Origin of the sequence: Serratia sp. NFX21 (assembly GCF_048517035.1) — a bacterium.
Lineage (GTDB): Bacteria > Pseudomonadota > Gammaproteobacteria > Enterobacterales > Enterobacteriaceae > Serratia > Serratia quinivorans.
In genome coordinates, this window is the sequence record NZ_CP183196.1 from 952,690 (window position 1) to 971,480 (window position 18,791).

15 protein-coding genes are annotated in these 18,791 nt (G+C 57.2%); 3 read left to right on the forward strand and 12 right to left on the reverse strand.

Annotated elements, in window-relative coordinates:
• The first annotated feature begins 43 nt into the window (after window positions 1–43).
• Window positions 44–2,437, forward strand: coding sequence for a beta-N-acetylhexosaminidase (locus ACNT1W_RS04465; protein ID WP_419246439.1), 2,394 nt, complete (start codon window positions 44–46; stop codon window positions 2,435–2,437).
• A 60-nt stretch (window positions 2,438–2,497) separates the two neighbouring features.
• Here ACNT1W_RS04465 and ACNT1W_RS04470 read toward each other — a convergent pair whose 3' ends face one another.
• The 12 genes from ACNT1W_RS04470 to ACNT1W_RS04525 all read right to left on the reverse strand — a co-directional run bounded on the left by ACNT1W_RS04470 (window position 2,498) and on the right by ACNT1W_RS04525 (window position 16,245).
• On the reverse strand, window positions 2,498–3,226 hold the full coding sequence (locus ACNT1W_RS04470; protein WP_012004995.1) for a proteasome-type protease: 729 nt from the start codon (window positions 3,224–3,226) through the stop codon (window positions 2,498–2,500).
• Window positions 3,227–3,301: 75 nt separating this feature from the next.
• A complete protein-coding gene (locus ACNT1W_RS04475) occupies window positions 3,302–4,096 on the reverse strand; it encodes a transglutaminase family protein (RefSeq protein WP_012004996.1) in 795 nt (264 codons plus the stop codon).
• Window positions 4,093–5,022, reverse strand: coding sequence for an alpha-E domain-containing protein (locus ACNT1W_RS04480; RefSeq protein ID WP_012004997.1), 930 nt, complete (start codon window positions 5,020–5,022; stop codon window positions 4,093–4,095). Before ACNT1W_RS04480 ends, ACNT1W_RS04475 begins: the two co-directional genes overlap by 4 nt.
• A complete protein-coding gene (locus ACNT1W_RS04485) occupies window positions 5,016–6,452 on the reverse strand; it encodes a circularly permuted type 2 ATP-grasp protein (RefSeq protein WP_041418868.1) in 1,437 nt (478 codons plus the stop codon). The genes ACNT1W_RS04480 and ACNT1W_RS04485 overlap by 7 nt, the downstream gene beginning before the upstream one ends.
• A 256-nt stretch (window positions 6,453–6,708) precedes the next feature.
• A complete protein-coding gene (locus ACNT1W_RS04490) occupies window positions 6,709–9,690 on the reverse strand; it encodes an amino acid adenylation domain-containing protein (protein WP_419246440.1) in 2,982 nt (993 codons plus the stop codon).
• Window positions 9,691–9,903: 213 nt separating this feature from the next.
• Window positions 9,904–10,290: a 2-iminobutanoate/2-iminopropanoate deaminase gene (ridA, locus tag ACNT1W_RS04495; RefSeq protein WP_419246441.1), complete on the reverse strand. Its 387-nt coding sequence runs from the start codon at window positions 10,288–10,290 to the stop codon at window positions 9,904–9,906.
• A 98-nt stretch (window positions 10,291–10,388) separates the two neighbouring features.
• Complete coding sequence (pyrI, locus tag ACNT1W_RS04500) at window positions 10,389–10,853, reverse strand: aspartate carbamoyltransferase regulatory subunit (RefSeq protein WP_012005000.1); 465 nt, start codon at window positions 10,851–10,853, stop codon at window positions 10,389–10,391.
• A 12-nt stretch (window positions 10,854–10,865) separates the two neighbouring features.
• Entirely contained in the window at window positions 10,866–11,801 is a 936-nt protein-coding gene (gene pyrB, locus ACNT1W_RS04505) for an aspartate carbamoyltransferase (RefSeq protein ID WP_012005001.1), read from the reverse strand.
• Window positions 11,802–12,104: 303 nt separating this feature from the next.
• Complete coding sequence (locus ACNT1W_RS04510; RefSeq protein ID WP_115183371.1) at window positions 12,105–13,109, reverse strand: FecCD family ABC transporter permease; 1,005 nt, start codon at window positions 13,107–13,109, stop codon at window positions 12,105–12,107.
• Window positions 13,109–14,065, reverse strand: a complete 957-nt coding sequence (locus ACNT1W_RS04515; protein WP_419246442.1) for an ABC transporter substrate-binding protein — start codon at window positions 14,063–14,065, stop codon at window positions 13,109–13,111. The genes ACNT1W_RS04510 and ACNT1W_RS04515 overlap by 1 nt, the downstream gene beginning before the upstream one ends.
• A 121-nt stretch (window positions 14,066–14,186) precedes the next feature.
• Window positions 14,187–14,984 (reverse strand): ABC transporter ATP-binding protein, encoded by a 798-nt coding sequence (locus tag ACNT1W_RS04520; protein WP_419246443.1) that lies wholly within the window; start codon window positions 14,982–14,984, stop codon window positions 14,187–14,189.
• A 19-nt stretch (window positions 14,985–15,003) separates the two neighbouring features.
• Window positions 15,004–16,245 carry an amino acid deaminase gene (locus ACNT1W_RS04525; protein ID WP_419246444.1) on the reverse strand — a complete coding sequence of 414 codons (1,242 nt, stop codon included), beginning with the start codon at window positions 16,243–16,245 and terminating at the stop codon, window positions 15,004–15,006.
• A gap of 193 nt (window positions 16,246–16,438) precedes the next feature.
• Here ACNT1W_RS04525 and ACNT1W_RS04530 point away from each other — a divergent pair, with 193 nt between their 5' ends.
• Together ACNT1W_RS04530 and ACNT1W_RS04535 are read left to right on the forward strand one after the other, a co-directional pair.
• Complete coding sequence (locus ACNT1W_RS04530) at window positions 16,439–17,302, forward strand: MurR/RpiR family transcriptional regulator (protein WP_017891424.1); 864 nt, start codon at window positions 16,439–16,441, stop codon at window positions 17,300–17,302.
• Between the two features lie 38 nt (window positions 17,303–17,340).
• Window positions 17,341–18,780: an N-acyl-D-amino-acid deacylase family protein gene (locus ACNT1W_RS04535; RefSeq protein ID WP_411227798.1), complete on the forward strand. Its 1,440-nt coding sequence runs from the start codon at window positions 17,341–17,343 to the stop codon at window positions 18,778–18,780.
• Window positions 18,781–18,791 lie beyond the last annotated feature (11 nt).

An 18,791-nucleotide genomic window follows, 5' to 3' on the forward strand; every position in this document is an offset into this window, starting at 1 on the left:
GCTTCGCTGTTTTTATTGATTTTTTTCCTCTGAGGAATTTCTGATGCACAGATCTCTGCGTTATACGCTACTGGCTTCATCGTTATTGCTTTCCCTGGGTGCGCTGGCGCAGCCGGCCGGCGATTTGCCGCTGATGCCCTGGCCGCAGCAGGTGGAACTGACCCAACCGGCAGGCAGGCTGGTGCTGGATCACCGTTTGTCGATTAACCTGCAGGGCGACGATTTGGGTGATGCGCTGCCGCGCTGGCGGCAACGTATTGAACTGCAAACCGGTTGGACGCTGACACCGCAGGCGGCAAAAGCCGCTGGCGTGGTGATTAACGTGAACATCAAAGACAAGGTGGCGGCGCAGCCGCTGCCGGGCAGCGACGAGAGCTATAAACTGGTGGTGATGCAGGATGGCGTCACGCTGACCGCCAATACCCGTTTCGGTGCGCTGCGTGGCATGGAAACCCTGCTGCAACTGGTGCAGACCGACGGCCAGAACACCTTCCTGCCGCTGGTTAGCATCACCGACGTACCGCGTTTCCCGTGGCGCGGCGTGCTGCTGGATTCGGCGCGTCATTTCCTGCCGCTGGCGGATATTTTGCGCCAGCTCGACGGCATGGCAGCAGCCAAGCTCAACGTGTTTCACTGGCACCTGACCGACGATCAGGGCTGGCGTTTTGCTTCTGAGCATTATCCCAAGCTGCAACAGCAGGCCAGTGACGGCCAGTTTTATACTCGCGAACAGATGCAACAGGTGGTGGCCTATGCCACCGCGCGCGGCATCCGGGTGGTGCCGGAAATCGATCTGCCGGGCCATGCTTCCAGCATCGCCGTGGCTTACCCGGAATTGATGAGCGCGCCGGGGCCGTATCAGATGGAGCGCAAATGGGGTGTCCATAAGCCAACGCTCGATCCGACCCGTGAAGAAGTTTATCAATTTGTAGACGCTATTATTGGCGAACTGGCGGCGATCTTCCCCGATCCTTACCTGCATATTGGCGGTGACGAGGTGGATGCCAGCCAATGGAAGCAATCGAAAACCATTCAGGCCTTTATGCAGCAACATCAGTTGGCGGACACCCACGCGCTGCAGGCCTACTTCAACCAGAAGCTGGAAAAAATCCTCGAACAGCACCAACGGCAGATGGTCGGCTGGGATGAAATTTATCACCCGTCGCTGCCACGCAGCATTGTGATCCAATCCTGGCAGGGTCAGGACTCACTGGGGGCCAGCGCGCAGGACGGCTATCAGGGCATTCTGTCCACCGGCTTCTACCTCGATCAACCGCAGAGCAGCGCCTATCACTATCGCAACGAGATCCTGCCGCAGCCGCTGGGCGTCGCCACCGAGGTGCAGCCCGATGAAAAGGCGCAGAGCTGGCAGTTCAGCATGCCACGACTGAAGGGCAGCGCGGTGGAGGGCAGTTTTACCCTGATTGAAGGCAAACAAGGCTGGCGTGGCTTTATCGACTTCAACGGCAAATCTCGCCGTGCGTTGCAGGATATCGTCTGGCGTTCTCCGCAGCAGGTGAGCTTCCGCGTCGATACCTGGATGGGCGAGACGCGTCCGGTGTTCACGCTGCAGCAGGATAAGCTCAGTGGGTATACGCTGGTTGGCAACGTGCGTTACCCGACCAGCGGCGGCAAGCTGACGGCGATCCCGGCGGGCAAGATGCCGGTGGTACCGGACGCGAAGCAGCAGGCCAATATTCTTGGCGGCGAGGCGGCGCTGTGGGCGGAAAACATCAGGGCGCCGATCCTCGATCTCAAGCTGTGGCCGCGCGGGTTCGCGGTGGCGGAGCGCTTGTGGTCGGCGCAGGACGTAACCGATGAAAACAACATGTACCGGCGGCTGGCGGCAGTTGACGCCTGGTCGGTGGTGTCGGTGGGCTTGCAGCAGCACGCAGAGACCGCCCGTGAATTCACCCGGCTGGCGAATAGCGTGCAAATCGCGCCGCTGCAAATCCTGGCCGAGGCGGTCGAGCCGGGCCAGTACTACACCCGTCAGCATCTGAAATTCAAGGCCGGTAATTATCATCAGTTCGAACCGCTGAATCGCTTTGCCGACGCTCTGCCGGCGGAAAGCAACGCAGTGCGCGAGATGGGGCTGCAGGTCGCGGCCCTGCTGAAAGATCGCAATAACAGTGCGGCGGCACAGGCGCTGCGCGAACGTTTGCAACGCTGGCAGTTGAATACCGCGCCGGTGAAAACGGTGATTGCCGGTAACCGGGTGATGCAGGATCTGGCTCCGGTAGCGCAGGATGTCGGCGCGCTGTCGGCACTGGGGCTGATGCTGCTGGAACGTTATCAGCAGAACAAACCCTTGAGCAAAGCAGAAGCCGGGCAGATACAGCAACAGCTGGACGCGGCGGCGCAAATACGCGACGAAGTGGTGATTGCGGCGGTTTATCCGCTGGAAGCCCTGCTGCGTGCCAGCGCGATCGAATAATTTTCTGCATCGTCGGGCTCAGCATGCGTAGGGGATCTGCATGCCGAGTCCTCACAGCACCTACAGCTGCAGCGGCGGCAACTGTTTGAAAATGCTGACCAGCCCTTCGCCCCAGCCTTTGCGGATGGCGTTGAAATGCGGATGATCTTCGGTAATACGGTATTGTTGTGCGCTGCTGAAACTGTCGCGCGGATAGATCATCACGTCGAGCGGCAGGCCGACCGACAGGTTACTGCGTAGCGTGGAATCGAGGGAGATTAGCGCGCACTGCATCGCCTGTTCCAGCGGGGTATCGTAGTTCAGTACCCGATCAATAATTGGTTTGCCGTATTTGCTTTCGCCAATCTGGAAATAGGGCGTATCGCGGGTGGCTTCGATAAAGTTACCCTGCGGATAGATATGAAACAGCCGCATCTCTTCGCCATGGATCTGGCCGCCGAGCAACAGGCTGCAGCTAAAATCGGTGGTGCTGCCGCTCTGCTGGGCTTCGCTGTCGCGTTGGATCACTTCCCGCACCGTTTCGCCCACCAGCGTGGCGGCTTCGTACAGACTGGGCGCATTCAGCAGATTGGGGCGTTCGGCGTCTTTGCAGCGGCGCTGCAGCAGGCTGATGATGCTCTGGGTGGTCGCCAGATTGCCGGCACTTTGCAGCACCAGCAAGCGTTCGCCGTCCTGCTGGAACACGTGCAGCTTGCGGAAGGTAGAAATATGGTCCACTCCGGCATTGGTACGCGAATCTGAAGCAAAGACCAGCCCGGATGACAAGCGCATGGCCACACAATAGGTCATTCCACAATTCCTCAAAACAAGACTGGCACGCCGCCAAACGCCAGCGTGCCGTAAACCTTCACTTTCGGCAACAGGCTATTGCCCGCTGGGCATCATCTGCACTTCGGCGATGGTCTGCATATTCTCGCAGCCGCCGCCCAGCCGCATGCCGCGCACCGGGCAGGCGTCCAGATAGTCGATGCCTACCGCCAGCTTAAGGTGTTGATTCGGCAGACGGGTGTTGTTGGTAACGTCAAAACTGTGCCAGCGTTCGTCGACCCAGGCTTCCGCCCAGGCGTGGGTGGCGACGTGCGTCGAGTCTTCGCTGTAAAGATAACCGCTGACATAGCGCGCCGGAATATTCAGGCTACGGCAGCAGGCCAGAAATACGTGGGTGTGATCCTGACAGACGCCGGTACCGGTGGCGAACGCCTGGGCCGCGCTGTCGGTGACGCTGGTGGAACCTGGGCTGTAAGGCATTTTCAGCAGCAGTTCGCCCATCAGGTTTTCCAGCCCGGCAAGCACCGCTTGCGGTTGGTAATAGCGCAGGGCAAAGGCCTGGATCGCACTGTCGGGCTGGGTCAAGGGGCTGTGGCGCAGGAATACCAGCGGTGACAGATGCCCCATCACCTGATCTTCCACGCCGTCTTCAATCTCCACCACGCCGTGGGCCTGAATGGTGATCGCCTGATGCGGGTGATCCAGCGTCAGCACGTGCAGTACGTTACCGAAGGCATCGGTGGTGCACACCGCATCTTCCGGCAGCGTCAGTTGCCAGGAGATAACGCGCTGGTGCCGGGAATTCTGTGGCGTCAGGCGCAGATACTGGGTGCTGCGCTGCACCTGCTGGGCGTAGGTATAATGGGTATTGTGCTCAATGTTGAGTTTCATTGTGCCTCCAGATAGGTGTGATGGATGCTTTCCGCAATGCCGCCAATTTGCCCAAGAAATGCGTCCAGCCAGTCGTTCAGCCCGACCCGGTTCAGATCCTTCATGCTGCTGAAGCGCAGTTCGGCGTGCAGCGTATGTGCCAGCCGGCGCGGTTGATTGGCGCTGTTGCCACCAATTTGTTCCAGTTGCTGCACCATATCGCCGACGCAGGCCAGCAGGGAGCGCGGGATCTCATTACGCAGGATCATCAGTTCGGCGATGGTGTCGCGGCTGAGCTGCTGCTTGTAGATACTGTGATAGGCTTCGCGGGCGCTGACCGCCCGCAGCAGCGTATCCATGCGGTAATACTCGCGTACCGGGTCGCCGTCGCTGTCCATCAGCGCGTTTTTCACCCCCAGCAAGCGGGCGGTGCTGTCGGCCCGTTCTAGCAGGGTGCCGAGGCGAATAAAGCACATGGCGTCGCTGCGCAGCAGTGTGCCGAACATGGCACCGCGAAACAGGTGTGAGCGTTCTTTTACCCAGTCGAAGAAAGCATCGGCCCCCACCGAGCCAATGCCCTGGCGACGGATCAGCTTCATCTCGATCCAGGTGGAGTTAATGCACTCCCAAACCTCGGAAGACAGGCTGCCGCGTACCGCGTGAGCGTTGTTCCAGCCCATCTGCAAACAGCTGTAAATGCTGCTGTGGTTGCGGCTGTCGAGGGCAAAAAAACTGACCAGATTGGCCATGGTCAGGTCGGGATAGGCTGCGGCATACAGCTCCCCGGTGCTGGTCAGATTGAGCGGCACCTGCAGATCCTGATCTTCGCTGTCACGGATCGGCATCATCGATAACTTGTTGGTGACGTCGAGTACCCGGGCGATGCTTTCTGCCCGCTCCAGATAGCGGGCCATCCAATAGAGTTCACTGGCAGTTCGGCTCAGCATGCGTCGTCCTCCAACACCCAGGTATCCTTGGTTCCCCCGCCTTGCGACGAGTTGACCACCAGCGAGCCTTGCGCCAGCGCCACGCGCGTCAGGCCGCCGGGCACCAGGCGAATTTCCGCACCACTGAGGGCAAACGGCCGCAGATCGATATGCCGCGGCGCGAGGCCGTCGTTGACGAAGGTCGGGCAGGTCGACAGTGCCAGCGTGTTTTGCGCAATATAGTTGTGCGGTTTGGCCAGCAGCAGGGTACGGAAGTGAGCGATTTCGTCTTTGGTCGCAGCCGGGCCGATCAGCATGCCGTAGCCGCCGGCGCCGTGAACCTCTTTCACCACCATCTGTTCCAGATTGGCCAGCACGTAAGACAGCTCATTTTTATGACGGCATTGCCAGGTCGGCACATTGTTGAGGATCGGCTCCTCCTGCAGATAGAAGCGCACCATCTCCGGTACGTACGGATAGATTGACTTGTCGTCGGCCACGCCGGTGCCGATGGCGTTGGCCAGCACCACGTTACCGGTGCGATATACCGACAGCAGCCCCGGCACGCCGAGCATCGAGTCCGGGCGGAACGCCAGCGGATCGAGGAAGGCGTCGTCTACCCGCCGATAGATCACGTCCACCTTGCAAGGCCCGGCGGTGGTGCGCATAAACACCGCGCCATCCTTGACGAACAGATCGGCGCTTTCCACCAGTTCAACCCCCATCTGCTGCGCCAGGAAACTGTGCTCGAAATAGGCGCTGTTAAAGCGGCCCGGCGTCAGCACCACCACGGTCGGATCGTTAATCGGCGAGCTTTCACGCAGGGTTTGCAGCAGGTGCGACGGGTAGCGTTCCACCGGCGCAATACGCTGCTGGGCGAACAGTTCCGGGTACAGGCGCATCATCATTTTGCGGTTTTCCAGCATGTAGGACACGCCGGACGGGGTGCGCAGGTTGTCTTCCAGCACGTAATACTGGCCGTCGCCGCCGCGCACCATATCCACGCCGACAATGTGCGCGTAAATATTGCGGTGCAAATCGACCCCTTGCATGCAGGGTTGATATTGATCGTTGGCCAGCACCTGTTCCGCCGGAATGATCCCGGCTTTCAGAATATGTTGTTGATGGTAAATATCGTGCAGAAAGGCGTTCAGCGCCTGGACGCGCTGGCGGATGCCGCGATCGAGCATCGCCCATTCGCCGGCGGGAATGATGCGCGGCACGCTGTCGAACGGGATTAGCCGTTCGGCACCATCATCCTCACCATAAACGTTAAAGGTAATTCCCACCCGATGGAACAGCAGTGCAGCCTCTTCCCTTTTACGCTGAATGGCCTTGTGATCGGCCTGTTGCAGCCAATGGCAGTAAGCTTCGTAATGACCCCGGTGTTTACCCTCAGCCAGAAGCATCTCATCAAAAAACGGTGAAGCGGACAGATCGATATTTAGCATCGTCACCTCGTCGACATTGCAGGCTGTAGACGGATCCAGCATAAAATGTGCCAAGGTGATAAAGGGGCGATAATGGCGCGAAAACGCCAGGTTGTGGCAGGAGACGGCCCGCTTTGGGTGCAACCCAACCGGACGCTGCCTTAAAACGGGGCAAAACTGCGGCGCGTCTGGGGTAATTATGACCGCTGATGGCGCAACGCTAAGGGCAAAATGTTCTACTGGTGCACTGGCGGGCCACAGGGGCCCGCCTTGAGGTTCAAACCTGCAATGACGGCTGTGGAGCGCCGATAGACTGCTGCAGATAATTCAGTAGCACCTGCCGGGTAAAGTGTGGTTCTTCTATCCCGCTGTGCTGCAGGAAATGCTGCAGGTTGCTGCAATCCCACTGGTAGGTGTTTTGGTAGAGCTGCACCGTCGATTGTCCATTCACCATATTGTCCCTGAACAGGCTGAGCAACGGGTAGAGCGGCGCATCGCCGTTGTGTTCCCACTGCGCCCGCCATTGATCGAAGGGCAGCGGATGGAAGTGGTAGCCAAATTCACGCTCCAGCAGGCTGAAGAAGTCCTGCAGCGTCAGGTTATTGCGGTGCTGGTGGATCAGGTTGAATTTCTTCCCCAGAGCCAGCGGATTACGGCTGACATGTGCAATGGCCTGGGTCATATAGTCCACCGTCGTCAGGCCCTCGCGCAAATCCTGCAGCGCAGGCCGCGTGCCACTGGCAATACAGGTTTTCACCAGTCGCCCCCACCATTGATAGCTGGCACTGACGCCGGTGCGGCTATGGCAGGTGGCGTACCCCAGACGGAAGGTCATCAGCGGCAGGCCTTGCGATGCCGCCAGATCGGCAATTTTTTCCATTACCCATTTGCTGCGGACGTAGCCAATATCGGTGATCACCGCCGGCAGGTTCTGGTCGATGTCGTCACTTTCCAGCATCACCCGTTTGCCGGTGTGCAGATGCCCCCAGCTATAGACCGAAATCGTCGACATCAACATCAGTGGTTTGGTGCGCTGATGCGCGGCAAAGCGAATGATTTCGCGCAGCCCCTGCACATTGTCGCGTTTCATATAAGAATAGGGTTGGATAAAGTTCACCGCGCTTGCCGAATGATAAATGATATCGACTTGCTGGCTGAGTTCACGGTAGCGCTCAGGTGACAGGGCGAAATCATGCTCGGCCACGTCGCCGGGGATCAGATGGATGCGGCCGCGCTGCTCGGGGGATAAAGCAATCTGATAGCGAGTCAGGATCTCGTCGAGGCGTTGTTGCGGGGATATCCGGCTGCGCTCCCGCACCAGGCAATACAACTCGGCACGGGTGGTGGTCAGCAGCTCTGCCAGCAGATGCGCACCGATAAACCCGGTGGCACCGGTGAGCAAAATGGCCCTGGGCGAGCTTATCTGCCATACGTCGTAATGCGGATTGATGGTGAGGTCTGCGGGTAACCAGACGTCGTCCTGCAGAGCACGCACCGGTTCGCTGTCCACCGTCGGCAGTGCATGGCCGCTGCGTTCATCCAGCGCCTGCGCCAGACGATTTATCGTCGGGTATTCATAAATATCGCGGACATAAACCTTCCCTCCAATTTGCTGGGCGATGGCCGTCGCCAACTTTGCCGCCAGCAGTGAATGGCCGCCGATGTCGAAAAAGTTGTCTTCGGCGCGGATATTCTCCGTCCCCAACAGCTGGCACCAAATAGCGGCAAGGGTCTGCCGGCTGCCGGTCAGCGTTTCTGCTGCCGGAGGTTGATCCGCGTGGGAAAGGGCCAGCAGCGCAGCCTTATCGGTTTTGCCGTTGGCGTTGATCGGCAGACGTTCCAGCAGCCGGTACTCGGCGGGCAGGAAGTAAGATGGCAATGTGGTTTTCAGATGTTGCTTCACGCGTTCGATCACCCCAGCGTCGTTCCGATCGGCCACCAGAAAGGCCACAATCTGTTTGTTAGCCGGATCCTGCGGCTGGGTAACGGCAGCAACGGCGGCCTTCACGCCTGTCACCTGTGCCATGACGCTTTCTATTTCGCCCAGTTCCACGCGGTTACCACGGATCTTGATCTGGTCGTCGATACGGCCGAGGAACTGGACACGATGATCCGGCAGCCAGCGCGCCCGATCGCCGCTGCGGTAGAGCCGTTTTCCGGCAAAATGCGCGGGGGTAATAAATTTTTCGGCGGTGAGCGGCGAATCATTCAGATAGCCGCGTGCCAGGCAACTGCCGCTGATGTAAAGCTCGCCGGGTTGCTGCCCGCTGACGGGTTGCAGATTATCATCGAGAATGAATATCTCGGTATCTGCCACCGGCCGACCGATAGTGGCAGGAGCGTGTTGTGTGGCGCAACTGACCAAATTCCAGGTGGCGAAGATGGTGGCTTCTGTCGGGCCGTAGTAATCCACCAACGGGTAGCTCACCCCGCTGAGATCGACCGGGTTGAGCTTTTCCCCTGCGGTAAACAGGTAGCGCAACGCCAGGTTTTCCGGCTGTGGCGCACTGACAATTTCAGCCACCAACACTGTGGGCACAAAAGCATGGGTGATTTGGTGGTGCGCGAAGAAGTCGAGCAGGGCAGAAGGCTGCAAGCGGGTCTCTTCCTCTGGCAAATACAACGTACCGCCGCTGGTCAACGCTGCCCAAATTTCCCACTGCGCCACGTCAAAACCAATACCGGCTATCAGCGTTGAACGGCTTGTGTGGTTCATGGCGAACTTTTGGTTATGCCAGAGGACAATATTCAACAGTGAATGATGGGCAATCATGACCCCTTTGGGATTGCCGGTAGTACCGGAGGTAAAAATAATATAGGCCGTCTCATCACCCTGCGGTTTTATTAATTCAAAGGGTAACGGTTCATTCGAGGTAATATTATCAATGGCAAAGGCTTGTACGCCAGGGGATTTAATTGCAAGATCGATTGATAAGTTGCTCAATATTATTGTGTTTGATGCGCTTTGTCTGAGGATATCCTGAATTCTTTTTTCAGGATATCGGGCATCAATGGGAATATAACTGGCTACGGCTTTCAGGATGGCCAGTATACCGATCGGGAATTCTGCAGTACGTAATGCTATGAGCGGCACGCAGTCACCGGGGCGGACGCCTTGCTGTTGCAGGTATCCGCACAGTTGGTTACTGGCGTCATCCAACTGCCGATAAGTGAGGCGCTTATTGTGACTGACGATCGCCAGCGCTTCGGGGGAATAGGTCACCTGTTGGATAAAATAATCCAATACGCTTTGAGCCATGGGGTTATTCTCCTGAGATTATTAGTCTGATTAACAAACTGCAAAGAGTCATGTCCCGGCCGGGTGAAAAATAATTATAGATGCATTTTTATTGTGGGAATGTAAATGTGTTGAAAGTGAGGTTATCTTTATAAAATAACTGGAATAATAATTTTCCTGAAATAAAAACGGCCAGCCGATGGCTGACCGTTGGGCGCGTGCGCGGTCGTGGAATTAACGACGAACGGCGATGGCTTCGATTTCGATTTTCACGTCTTTTGGCAGACGGGCCACTTCGACGCAAGAACGGGCCGGGAACGGCGCGTTGTGCTCGGTGAAGAAGCTTTCATAAGCGGCGTTAACGGTGGCGAAATCGTTCAGGTCTTTGACGAACACCGTGGTTTTCACGATGTCGGCGACTTTCAGGCCGGCAGCTTCAACGATCGCTTTAACGTTTTCCAGTGACTGGCGTGCCTGAGCGGCCACGTCGTCGGCAACGGCGCCGGTTTTAGGATCGACCGGGATCTGACCGGAAGTGATGATCATGCTGCCCAGATCAACGCCCTGCACGTAAGGACCAATGGCTGCCGGGGCGAGTTCAGTGCTAATGTTACGTGGCATTTTTTCTCCTGATAATCGAGGGTTGTTCTATCCAGAAACCCCATTATAGGGCGTCGCCGGGAGAATAACAGCGCCGTCTCCCGGCGAAAACCGCAGACTCAGTCTGCCTGCAACACTACCTGATGTTCGAACTCTTTCTCACAGTAGCGGCATTTCAGATGTACGTCGCCGTCGCGGGATTTCACGCTAAAGCTGGAGGACACCGGCTCACTGCGGCTGATGCAGTTGCTGTTCGGGCAGGTCAGCACGCCGTCGATATGGTCCGGCAGGCTGAGGGTCAGTTTGCGCACCACTTCGTAATTGTCGATGCGGTTAACCGTGGCTTTGGGTGCATACATCGCCAGTTGGTTGGCCTGCTGCTCGGTCAGGAAAGTGTTCTCGATTTTGATCAGGTCTTTGCGGCCCAGCTCGCCTGAAGGCAGATTCAGGCCGATGGTAATGCGCTGGTCGGTGGCGGTCAGCTTAAACAGCGTCAGCAGCTTAAAACCTATCTGCGCCGGAATATGGTCAATCACCGTACCGCACTTGATCGCTTCAACCTGCAGTTTGTTATCGTGAGTCATGACGGTTCCCCCTTAAAGAGCCAAATCTGCGTTTAATACCAGCGCCAACAGCGCCTGACGGGCGAAAATACCGTTGCCCGCCTGCTGGAAGTAGTAGGCGTACGGCGTTTTATCCACGTCGGTGGTGATCTCATCAATGCGCGGCAGCGGGTGCAGCACCTTGAGGTTGTCACGTGCCCCGGCCAGATCTGCCGCGCGCAGTACGAACTGCGCCTTCACGTTGGCGTATTCGGAAGGATCCAGGCGCTCTTTCTGCACCCGGGTCATGTAGAGAATGTCCAGCTCCGGCACCACTTCTTCAATGCTGCTGTGCAGGCTGTATTGAATACCTTTCTCTTCCAGCATCTGCAGGATGTAGGCCGGCATCGCCAGCGCGTCCGGGGCGATGAAGAAGAAGCGGTTGCCTTCAAACTTGGCCAGCGCCTGCGCCAGCGAGTGTACGGTGCGGCCGTATTTCAGGTCGCCGACCATGGCGATATTGATGTTGTTCAGGCGGCCCTGGGTTTCCTGAATGGTGAACAGGTCGAGCAGCGTCTGGGTCGGGTGCTGGTTGGCACCGTCACCGGCGTTGAGCACCGGAATGCCGCCGGAGAACTCGGTTGCCAGCCGCGCCGCGCCTTCCTGCGGGTGACGCATCACGATGGCATCGACGTAGGTACCAATCACCGAGATGGTGTCGGCCAGGGTTTCGCCTTTCTTGCCGAGCGAGGTATTGCTGCCGTCGGCAAAGCCCACGACCGAAGCGCCCAGACGGTGCATCGAGGTTTCAAACGACAGACGGGTACGGGTAGAGGCTTCAAAGAAGCAGCTGGCGATCACCTTGTGCTTTAGCAGCTCGGGTTGTGGATTGGCTTTCAGGCTGGCGGCGGTGCGCAGCACCAGCTCCAGATCCTCGCGGCTGAGATCGTTAATAGAGATGATATGTTTGTGATACAGCGGGTTGGCCATTTTTCACTCTCCTCGACTCGTGCCCGTGGCGCGGGACTTTTCAGGCAAAAAAAAGCCCCTCAACGAGGGGCTTGAAACGATCGGTTTAGCAACAGGAGAAACAACGGCAGTTGGCTGCCGCTTGGCAGTCGGTTTTGTCGGTTGTGGCTAACAAAACAAGCGTCGTTTTTCATGCTTTCTCCTGGCAAATTGTCGCGCATTATACTCGCGCTTTTGATCACTGCAAGCGCTAAAGCGCCGTTTTTTGCCCTTTCGCAATCGATTGGCTGGTGGCCTTTAGAGACAGGCCATCTCAATTGACGATCACTGGGTTCGTCGTAGCAAAATGGCCAGCACGAAAATACCGCCCAGACCGGCAGTAATAATGCCGATAGGCAGTTCCTGCGGCGCGGTAATGACCCGGCTGAGCAGATCGCCGGCAGAGAGCAGTACCGCACCCAATACGCCAACCAACGGCAGCAGACGCCGGTGACGTACGCCGGTAAAGGGGCGAGCCAGGTGGGGAACCATTAAACCGACAAACCCAATCACTCCGGTTAATGCCACCAGTAGCGCGGTTGCCAGCGAACAGCACAGAAAAACTTCGGTGCGTAAGCGGCTGGTGTTGATGCCCAGGGTGCCTGCTGTCTGTTCGCCCGCCAGCAAGCCATCCAGCGATCGCCAGCGCAAGGCAATCAATGCCACCAATATCAGTAGCGCCAGCAAGGCAAAAATCAAATTGTCCCAACGCGCCAGCCCCAGCCCACCCAGCGTCCAGAACAGCACGCTGCTGGCGGTGCGTTGATCGCCGGAAAACACCAGATAATTGGTGAAGGCCCCGAATAAAAAAGAGACCGCCAGACCACAGATAATCAGTTTATCGGTGCCTTTCTGCGATTGAGTCATAAAAATAATCATCACCACCGCAGCGGAGAGTATCCCACCGACAAAAGAAGACACCGGTAAGGCCCAGGCCCCGAGGCTATTACCGAGGCGGGTAATGACCATGACCACGCCGGCAGAGGCACCGGAGGAAAGGCCGAACAGAAAAGGATCGGCCAGGTCATTGCGGGTGGTGGTTTGTAATAGCGCCCCGACCAGCGCCAGCCCGGCACCGGCCAGTAATCCCAGCAGCGTGCGGGGCAGCCGCAGATCCAGCACAATACTTTTAATCATCGGCGGCACTTCGCCAGGGGTGATACCCAGAGCGGTCACCACCTGAGAGAAAGAGAGCGACACGCTGCCTTGTGCGACATTGGCGAACATCAACCCTGCCAGCAACAGTGGGGCGACTGTCCATGCCAGCCTGAAACGCATTTTTTCCGACATTAGGTAAAGGCTGCGGGGTAAAGGGCGTGCGCCAGTTTGCGGATGGCATCAATATTGACCGGCCCCGGCGTCAGCTCCTGATATTTCAATTTCAAATAACGATGATGGAGCACTGCCCGGGTGTGTTTCATCAATGGGTGCTGTTCAAGGAAAAGCTGCCTTTGGTCGGTATCGTCGGTCGTCTCTGCCTGGTAATCCACCAGAATGATAAATTCAGGCTCTGCCGCCGCGACACTTTCCCAGTTGGTGGTTGCCCAACTGGTGTTCAGGCTATCCATCACATTCTTCGCCCCGGCGGCTTCAATAATTGCCGTCGGCATCGCGTAAGCCCCGCTGGTGTAGGGCTTGTCTTCGCCGGAATCATAAAGAAACACCTTTATCGGCTTTTGCGTCGCAATTTTTCGATGGATATCGGTCACTTGCTGCTTCCAGCCACTGACCAGCGTTTCCGCCTGTTCCTGTTTGCCGAAGACTTTGCCGAGCCTAATCATGTCGCCGTACAACAAATCCAGGCTGGCGCGTGGGCGATGACTGTCTACGTGGATGCAGCTTTCGCTCAGTATCAGCGTTTTGATATTAAATTTCGCCAGCGCCTGCGGGGTGACGTCACCGCGCAGGCCATAGTTCCAGCCAGCGAAAAACAGGTCAGGATTAACGGCGAGAAGATTTTCGACAGTCGGGTATTTCGGTGCCAGCTCAGGGATGGTTCCCCGCTGTTGCGTAAACTCAGGGATATTTTTATACCAGCCGGAGATACCGGTCACGCCAACCATCGCAGGCTGTAGCTGCAGGGCAAATGCCATTTGCGACATATTAATGTCCTGGATAACCACCCGTTGCGGGGCCTGGACAAAGGTCAGTGGCTGACCGCAGTTGTCTACGGTGACAGGAAAACCAGAGGCTGCGACGCTTTCTGAGGCTAATGCCAGCAAGGCGGCGAGGATTAACTTTTTCACATCGACTCCAGATTGATAAACCGGAGTCAGTAACCCGGCTCATTGGGAACCGGGGCAACATACCTGAATAATTCGTATGACAAATGTAGTTAGATCAAACAACCGTCGATTGGGATGAATTTCAGCAGGGTGATATCGGCAACGCCTCGAAAAAACGCAGGGCTTCGCCAGTTAGCGGATGGCGGGCTTGCAGCGATTTCATACCAAATACCTGTTGCAGGTGCGCTGACTCCAGCACCGCATCGGGGGGCCCATAACAAAGGATTTTTCCTTGATGCATCATGATGACCTGGTCGGAAAAGGGTTGGACCAACTCAAGATCATGCAGCACTTTCAAGCTGGCTATCTTTTTTTGATGGATCAGTGACAGCAGTTGGTGCCGGGCCAGGGGATCGAGATGATTGGTCGGCTCATCAAGTAATAACAACACCGGCTGCTGCGCCAGAACCCGGGCAAACCCGGCACGTTGACGTTCGCCCCCCGAAAGCCTGGCCAACGGAAGATGTTGCAGATGGCGGATACCTACGTCATCCATCGCCGTTGCGATAATGCGCTGGTGCTCGGATGGCACGCGATCGGCCTGCCAGGGCAGGCGTCCCAGGGCCACGTACTCATTAACTTTAAGCCGTAAATCTGCATTATCGTGTTGGCTAAGTAAGGCAATGGAACGGGCACGCTGTTGGGGTTTGATGGCCGATAAGGGCGTTCCCTGAAAGAGAATCTCACCTTCACTCGGTTTTAGCTCACCGGTAATTAGCCGTAATAGCGTGGATTTTCCACTGCCGTTTGGACCGATAATGGTGACGGACTCATCTTGCTGAAGGGTAAAGGTGACCCGATTAATCCGTGGGACTTTCCCAGGGCCGGCCAGGGAAAGATTCTGCGCCGATAAAAGACGGTCGGTGGGCAGGTTATTCATCAGGTATCCTTTTCCGTTATCAGAAAAACGTCTCAATGGTTTCTATAACGTTGTAATTATCGTCAATCAAAAACAGCGTTTTCCATTTATCAAAGGTCAGGCACGGGTGAGAAGTGGCGAACACCAGAATATCACCGACCTGCACCGGGAACTCTGCCGGGCAGCTTAACATGGCATGCTGATCCATGATGCCATGGGTCATCAGGTGCTGTGTGTCGCTCTGCTGGCGAACCCCATTGCGGTAATGGGCGATCGGTTGCGGCAGGCCGGCGTCGAAGGCGGCATCTCGTTTGCCGAAGTTGACGATAACCCGGCCCGGCTCAGGCACCGACTGCACCAGCGCCACCAGTTCCAATGCCGAGGTTAATTCCCCCGCCAAATCGCAGGCGTAGCTGTCACGGGCCAGCACCGCATTTTGCGCGTCCTGGTAAATTCCCTGGTCGTGGGTGATGTAACAGCCGGGGCGGATCACTACGCGACAGTTTGCCGGCAGCGCCTCTTCACTCCAGACGTTGCAAACCACGTCATACCAGGAGGAACCGGCACCGGTCAGGATCGCTTGTTCAGCGTTCAATAAACCTTGCTGGTGTAGCCTGCGCAGCAGACCGGCGGCTTCACGCAGGAATTGTTCGATTTTGCTCTGGGCGTCGTCGCCGTGCATCACGCCTTCATACAGTTCGATACCTTGCAGACGCAAACCCGGCAGTGCGGCTATCTCCTGCGCCAGCCGTTCTGCCTGCGCCACGCTGCGGCAACCGCAGCGCCCGCCGGGGACGCCCAATTCCACCAACACATCCAGCGTTTGCCCGCGCTGGCTGAAAAATGCCGCGAGGGTTTGCGCATTGCTCAGGCTGTCGATACAGCAAAAGAAACCGCTAGCGGGATGCTGCGCCTTGAGTTCGGCGATCAGTTGCATATTGGCCTTGCCGACCAGTTGGTTTGCCATCAGCACCCGAGGCACGCCGGCTTCCATGGCCACCTTGGCCTGCCAGGCGGAGCCGACGCCAATTGCCCAGGCACCTTGCGCTACCTGACGCTGGAAAATCCACGGCGTCATGGTGGTTTTACCGTGCGGGGCTAAAGAGACGCCGCGCGCATCGGCATAGTTTTGCATCCAGGCAATATTGTTTTCCAGGCTGCTGCGCTTGATGGCGGCAGCCGGCAGGCAGACATCTTCATTGAGCAGGTTCGCCGGGCCGTTCGGGGTGCTGTGCATCACGGCGGCTTTGTGGGTAACGGTGAAATCTGTTTGGTATTTCATAACACTATCCTTTAGGTGCTCTATCTTTTTTTAAAATGAGTATCGTGACTAAAATTATTGATTTAAATGATTTTTAAATATTTATTATCTTGAGTTGGGTACAAAGTATCATTTTTAGAACTGTTTTTTGTGTAGTCTTCCACTGTTTTCTTGCATTGTAAATGACAAAATTTAACCACTATGAGGTCAGGCGATGGGTGTTGAAATCGACATTATCTCGCGCATTACGGAGCGTTTTATCGAGCTGAGCAGCGCCGAAAAACGCATCGCACAATTCATTCTGGATGATGCGGAGGCGGTGACTGCCCTGCCGATTGCCGAATTGGCCCGGCAGGCTAACGTTAGCCAGGCTTCGATCACTCGTTTCGCCAAAGCGCTGGGCTGCCGGGACGTGCGTGACCTTAAGGTGAAGTTGGCGCAGTCGCTGGCGGTGGGGCAACGCTTTATTCACGAAGAGCCGGACCTCGAAGGAATTCAGGGGATTTATGAAAGCATCATCAATGTCCTGAATATAAATCGGCGGAGCCTCGATGACGCAGCGCTGGCCAAGGCGGTGGAGTTACTCAGTGGTGCACGACAAATTGTGGCGATGGGTATGGGCGGCGGCTCGACCCTCTGCGCAGCAGAGATCCAGCATCGGCTGTTTCGTCTGGGATTGCCGGTGACGGCACAAAGTGATGGCTTGCTGGTGCGCATGATGGCGGCGGTGGTGAGCCGGCAGGATGTGGTGGTGGCGCTGTCACTGGGCGGCTACACGCAGGAAGTGGTGGAAAGTGCCGCCATTGCCCGCCAGTACGGGGCCAAAGTGGTGGTGATTGCTCCCGCCGGAACGCCACTGGCGGCGCAGGCTGACGTGCTGTTGGCGTTGGTGGTGCAGGAAAATGATTACATCTACAAACCCAGCAGCTCGCGCTACGCCATGCTGGCGATGGTGGACGTGCTGGCGACGGCGCTGGCCATGGCAAATAAACGCCAGTCCAGAGATCGGCTACGCCGCATCAAGCTGGCGCTGGACAGCCATCGCGGAGGGGCCGATCGGCAACCATTGGGTGACTGAGCCGGATCCCACAGACAATAACGGAAGGATAATGATTCATGCGGTATCAGTATCTGTTTAAAAATGTCACGGTGATCGACGGCAGCGGTGGGCCACAGTACCGGGCGGATGTTGCGGTCAAAAACGATCGCATTGCGGCGATTGCGCCTGCCATCGAGGCCGACGCCGAGGTGGTGATTGAGGGGTACGAACGGGTATTGTCGCCAGGATTTATCGACGTGCATACCCATGATGATACCAACGTGATCCGCATGCCTGAAATGCTGCCGAAGATTTCACAGGGCGTGACCACGGTGATTGTCGGCAACTGTGGTATCAGCGCGGCCGGTGCGACGATCAGAACCCAGGTGCCGGATCCGATGAACCTGCTGGGTGAGAAAGAACATTTCGTTTACCCGACGATTGCCGCCTACCGTCAGCAGGTGGAGACCGTAACACCCGCGGTGAATGTGGCGACGTTAATCGGACATACGACGCTGCGTAGTAATCAGATGGATGACCTGTTTCGTCCGGCCAATAGCGAAGAGATCGTTGCCATGCGCGAGCAGTTGCGCAGCGCATTGCAACAGGGCGCGTTGGGGTTGAGTACCGGTCTGGCCTATGCCTCGGCGTTTTCGGCCCCTACCGAAGAGGTGATGGCCCTGGCGGAAGAGCTGGCGGATGAGCAGGGTATTTACACCACTCACCTGCGCTCGGAGTTTGAACCTATCCTTGAGGCGATGGACGAGGCCTTCCGCATTGGCCGCCACGGCCGGGTGCCGGTGGTGATTTCGCATCATAAATGTGCCGGGGCCAAAAACTGGGGCCGCACGCAGGAAACCTTAAAACTCTTCGACAAGGTGCGCCAGACACAGGATGTGTCCTGCGACTGCTACCCTTATTCCGCCAGTTCTTCGACGCTGGATTTAAAACAGATCACCGATGATTTCGACATCGTCATCACCTGGTCCGCAACGCACCCGGAGATGGCGGGGCAGTCTTTGCGCGACATCGCCGGAGGCTGGTCGATGAGCCTGCATGAGGCCGGCAAGCGGCTGATGCCGGCAGGGGCGATTTACTACAACATGGACGAGCAGGATGTACGCCGGGTGTTGAGTTATCCGCTGACCATGGTGGGGTCGGATGGCCTGCCGAACGATCCGATGCCGCATCCGCGCCTGTGGGGGGCTTTCCCGCGCGTACTGGGGCATTACAGCCGTGACGAAGGTCTCTTCCCCCTGACCGTGGCGGTGCACAAAATGAGCGGCATGTCCGCGGCGCGCTATCAACTGCCGCAGCGTGGGCTGATCAAAACGGGTTACTACGCCGATCTGGTGTTGTTCGATGCGTTGAAAGTAAAAGACAGCGCGACGTTCAGCCAGCCCCAACAACCCGCCGCCGGGATTGACGCGGTGTGGGTGAACGGCGTACTGAGTTATGAACATCAGGCCGTTACCGGCCTGCGCGCCGGGCGGTTTTTGTGCCGCCAGGGCAAATAAATCGACAGGAG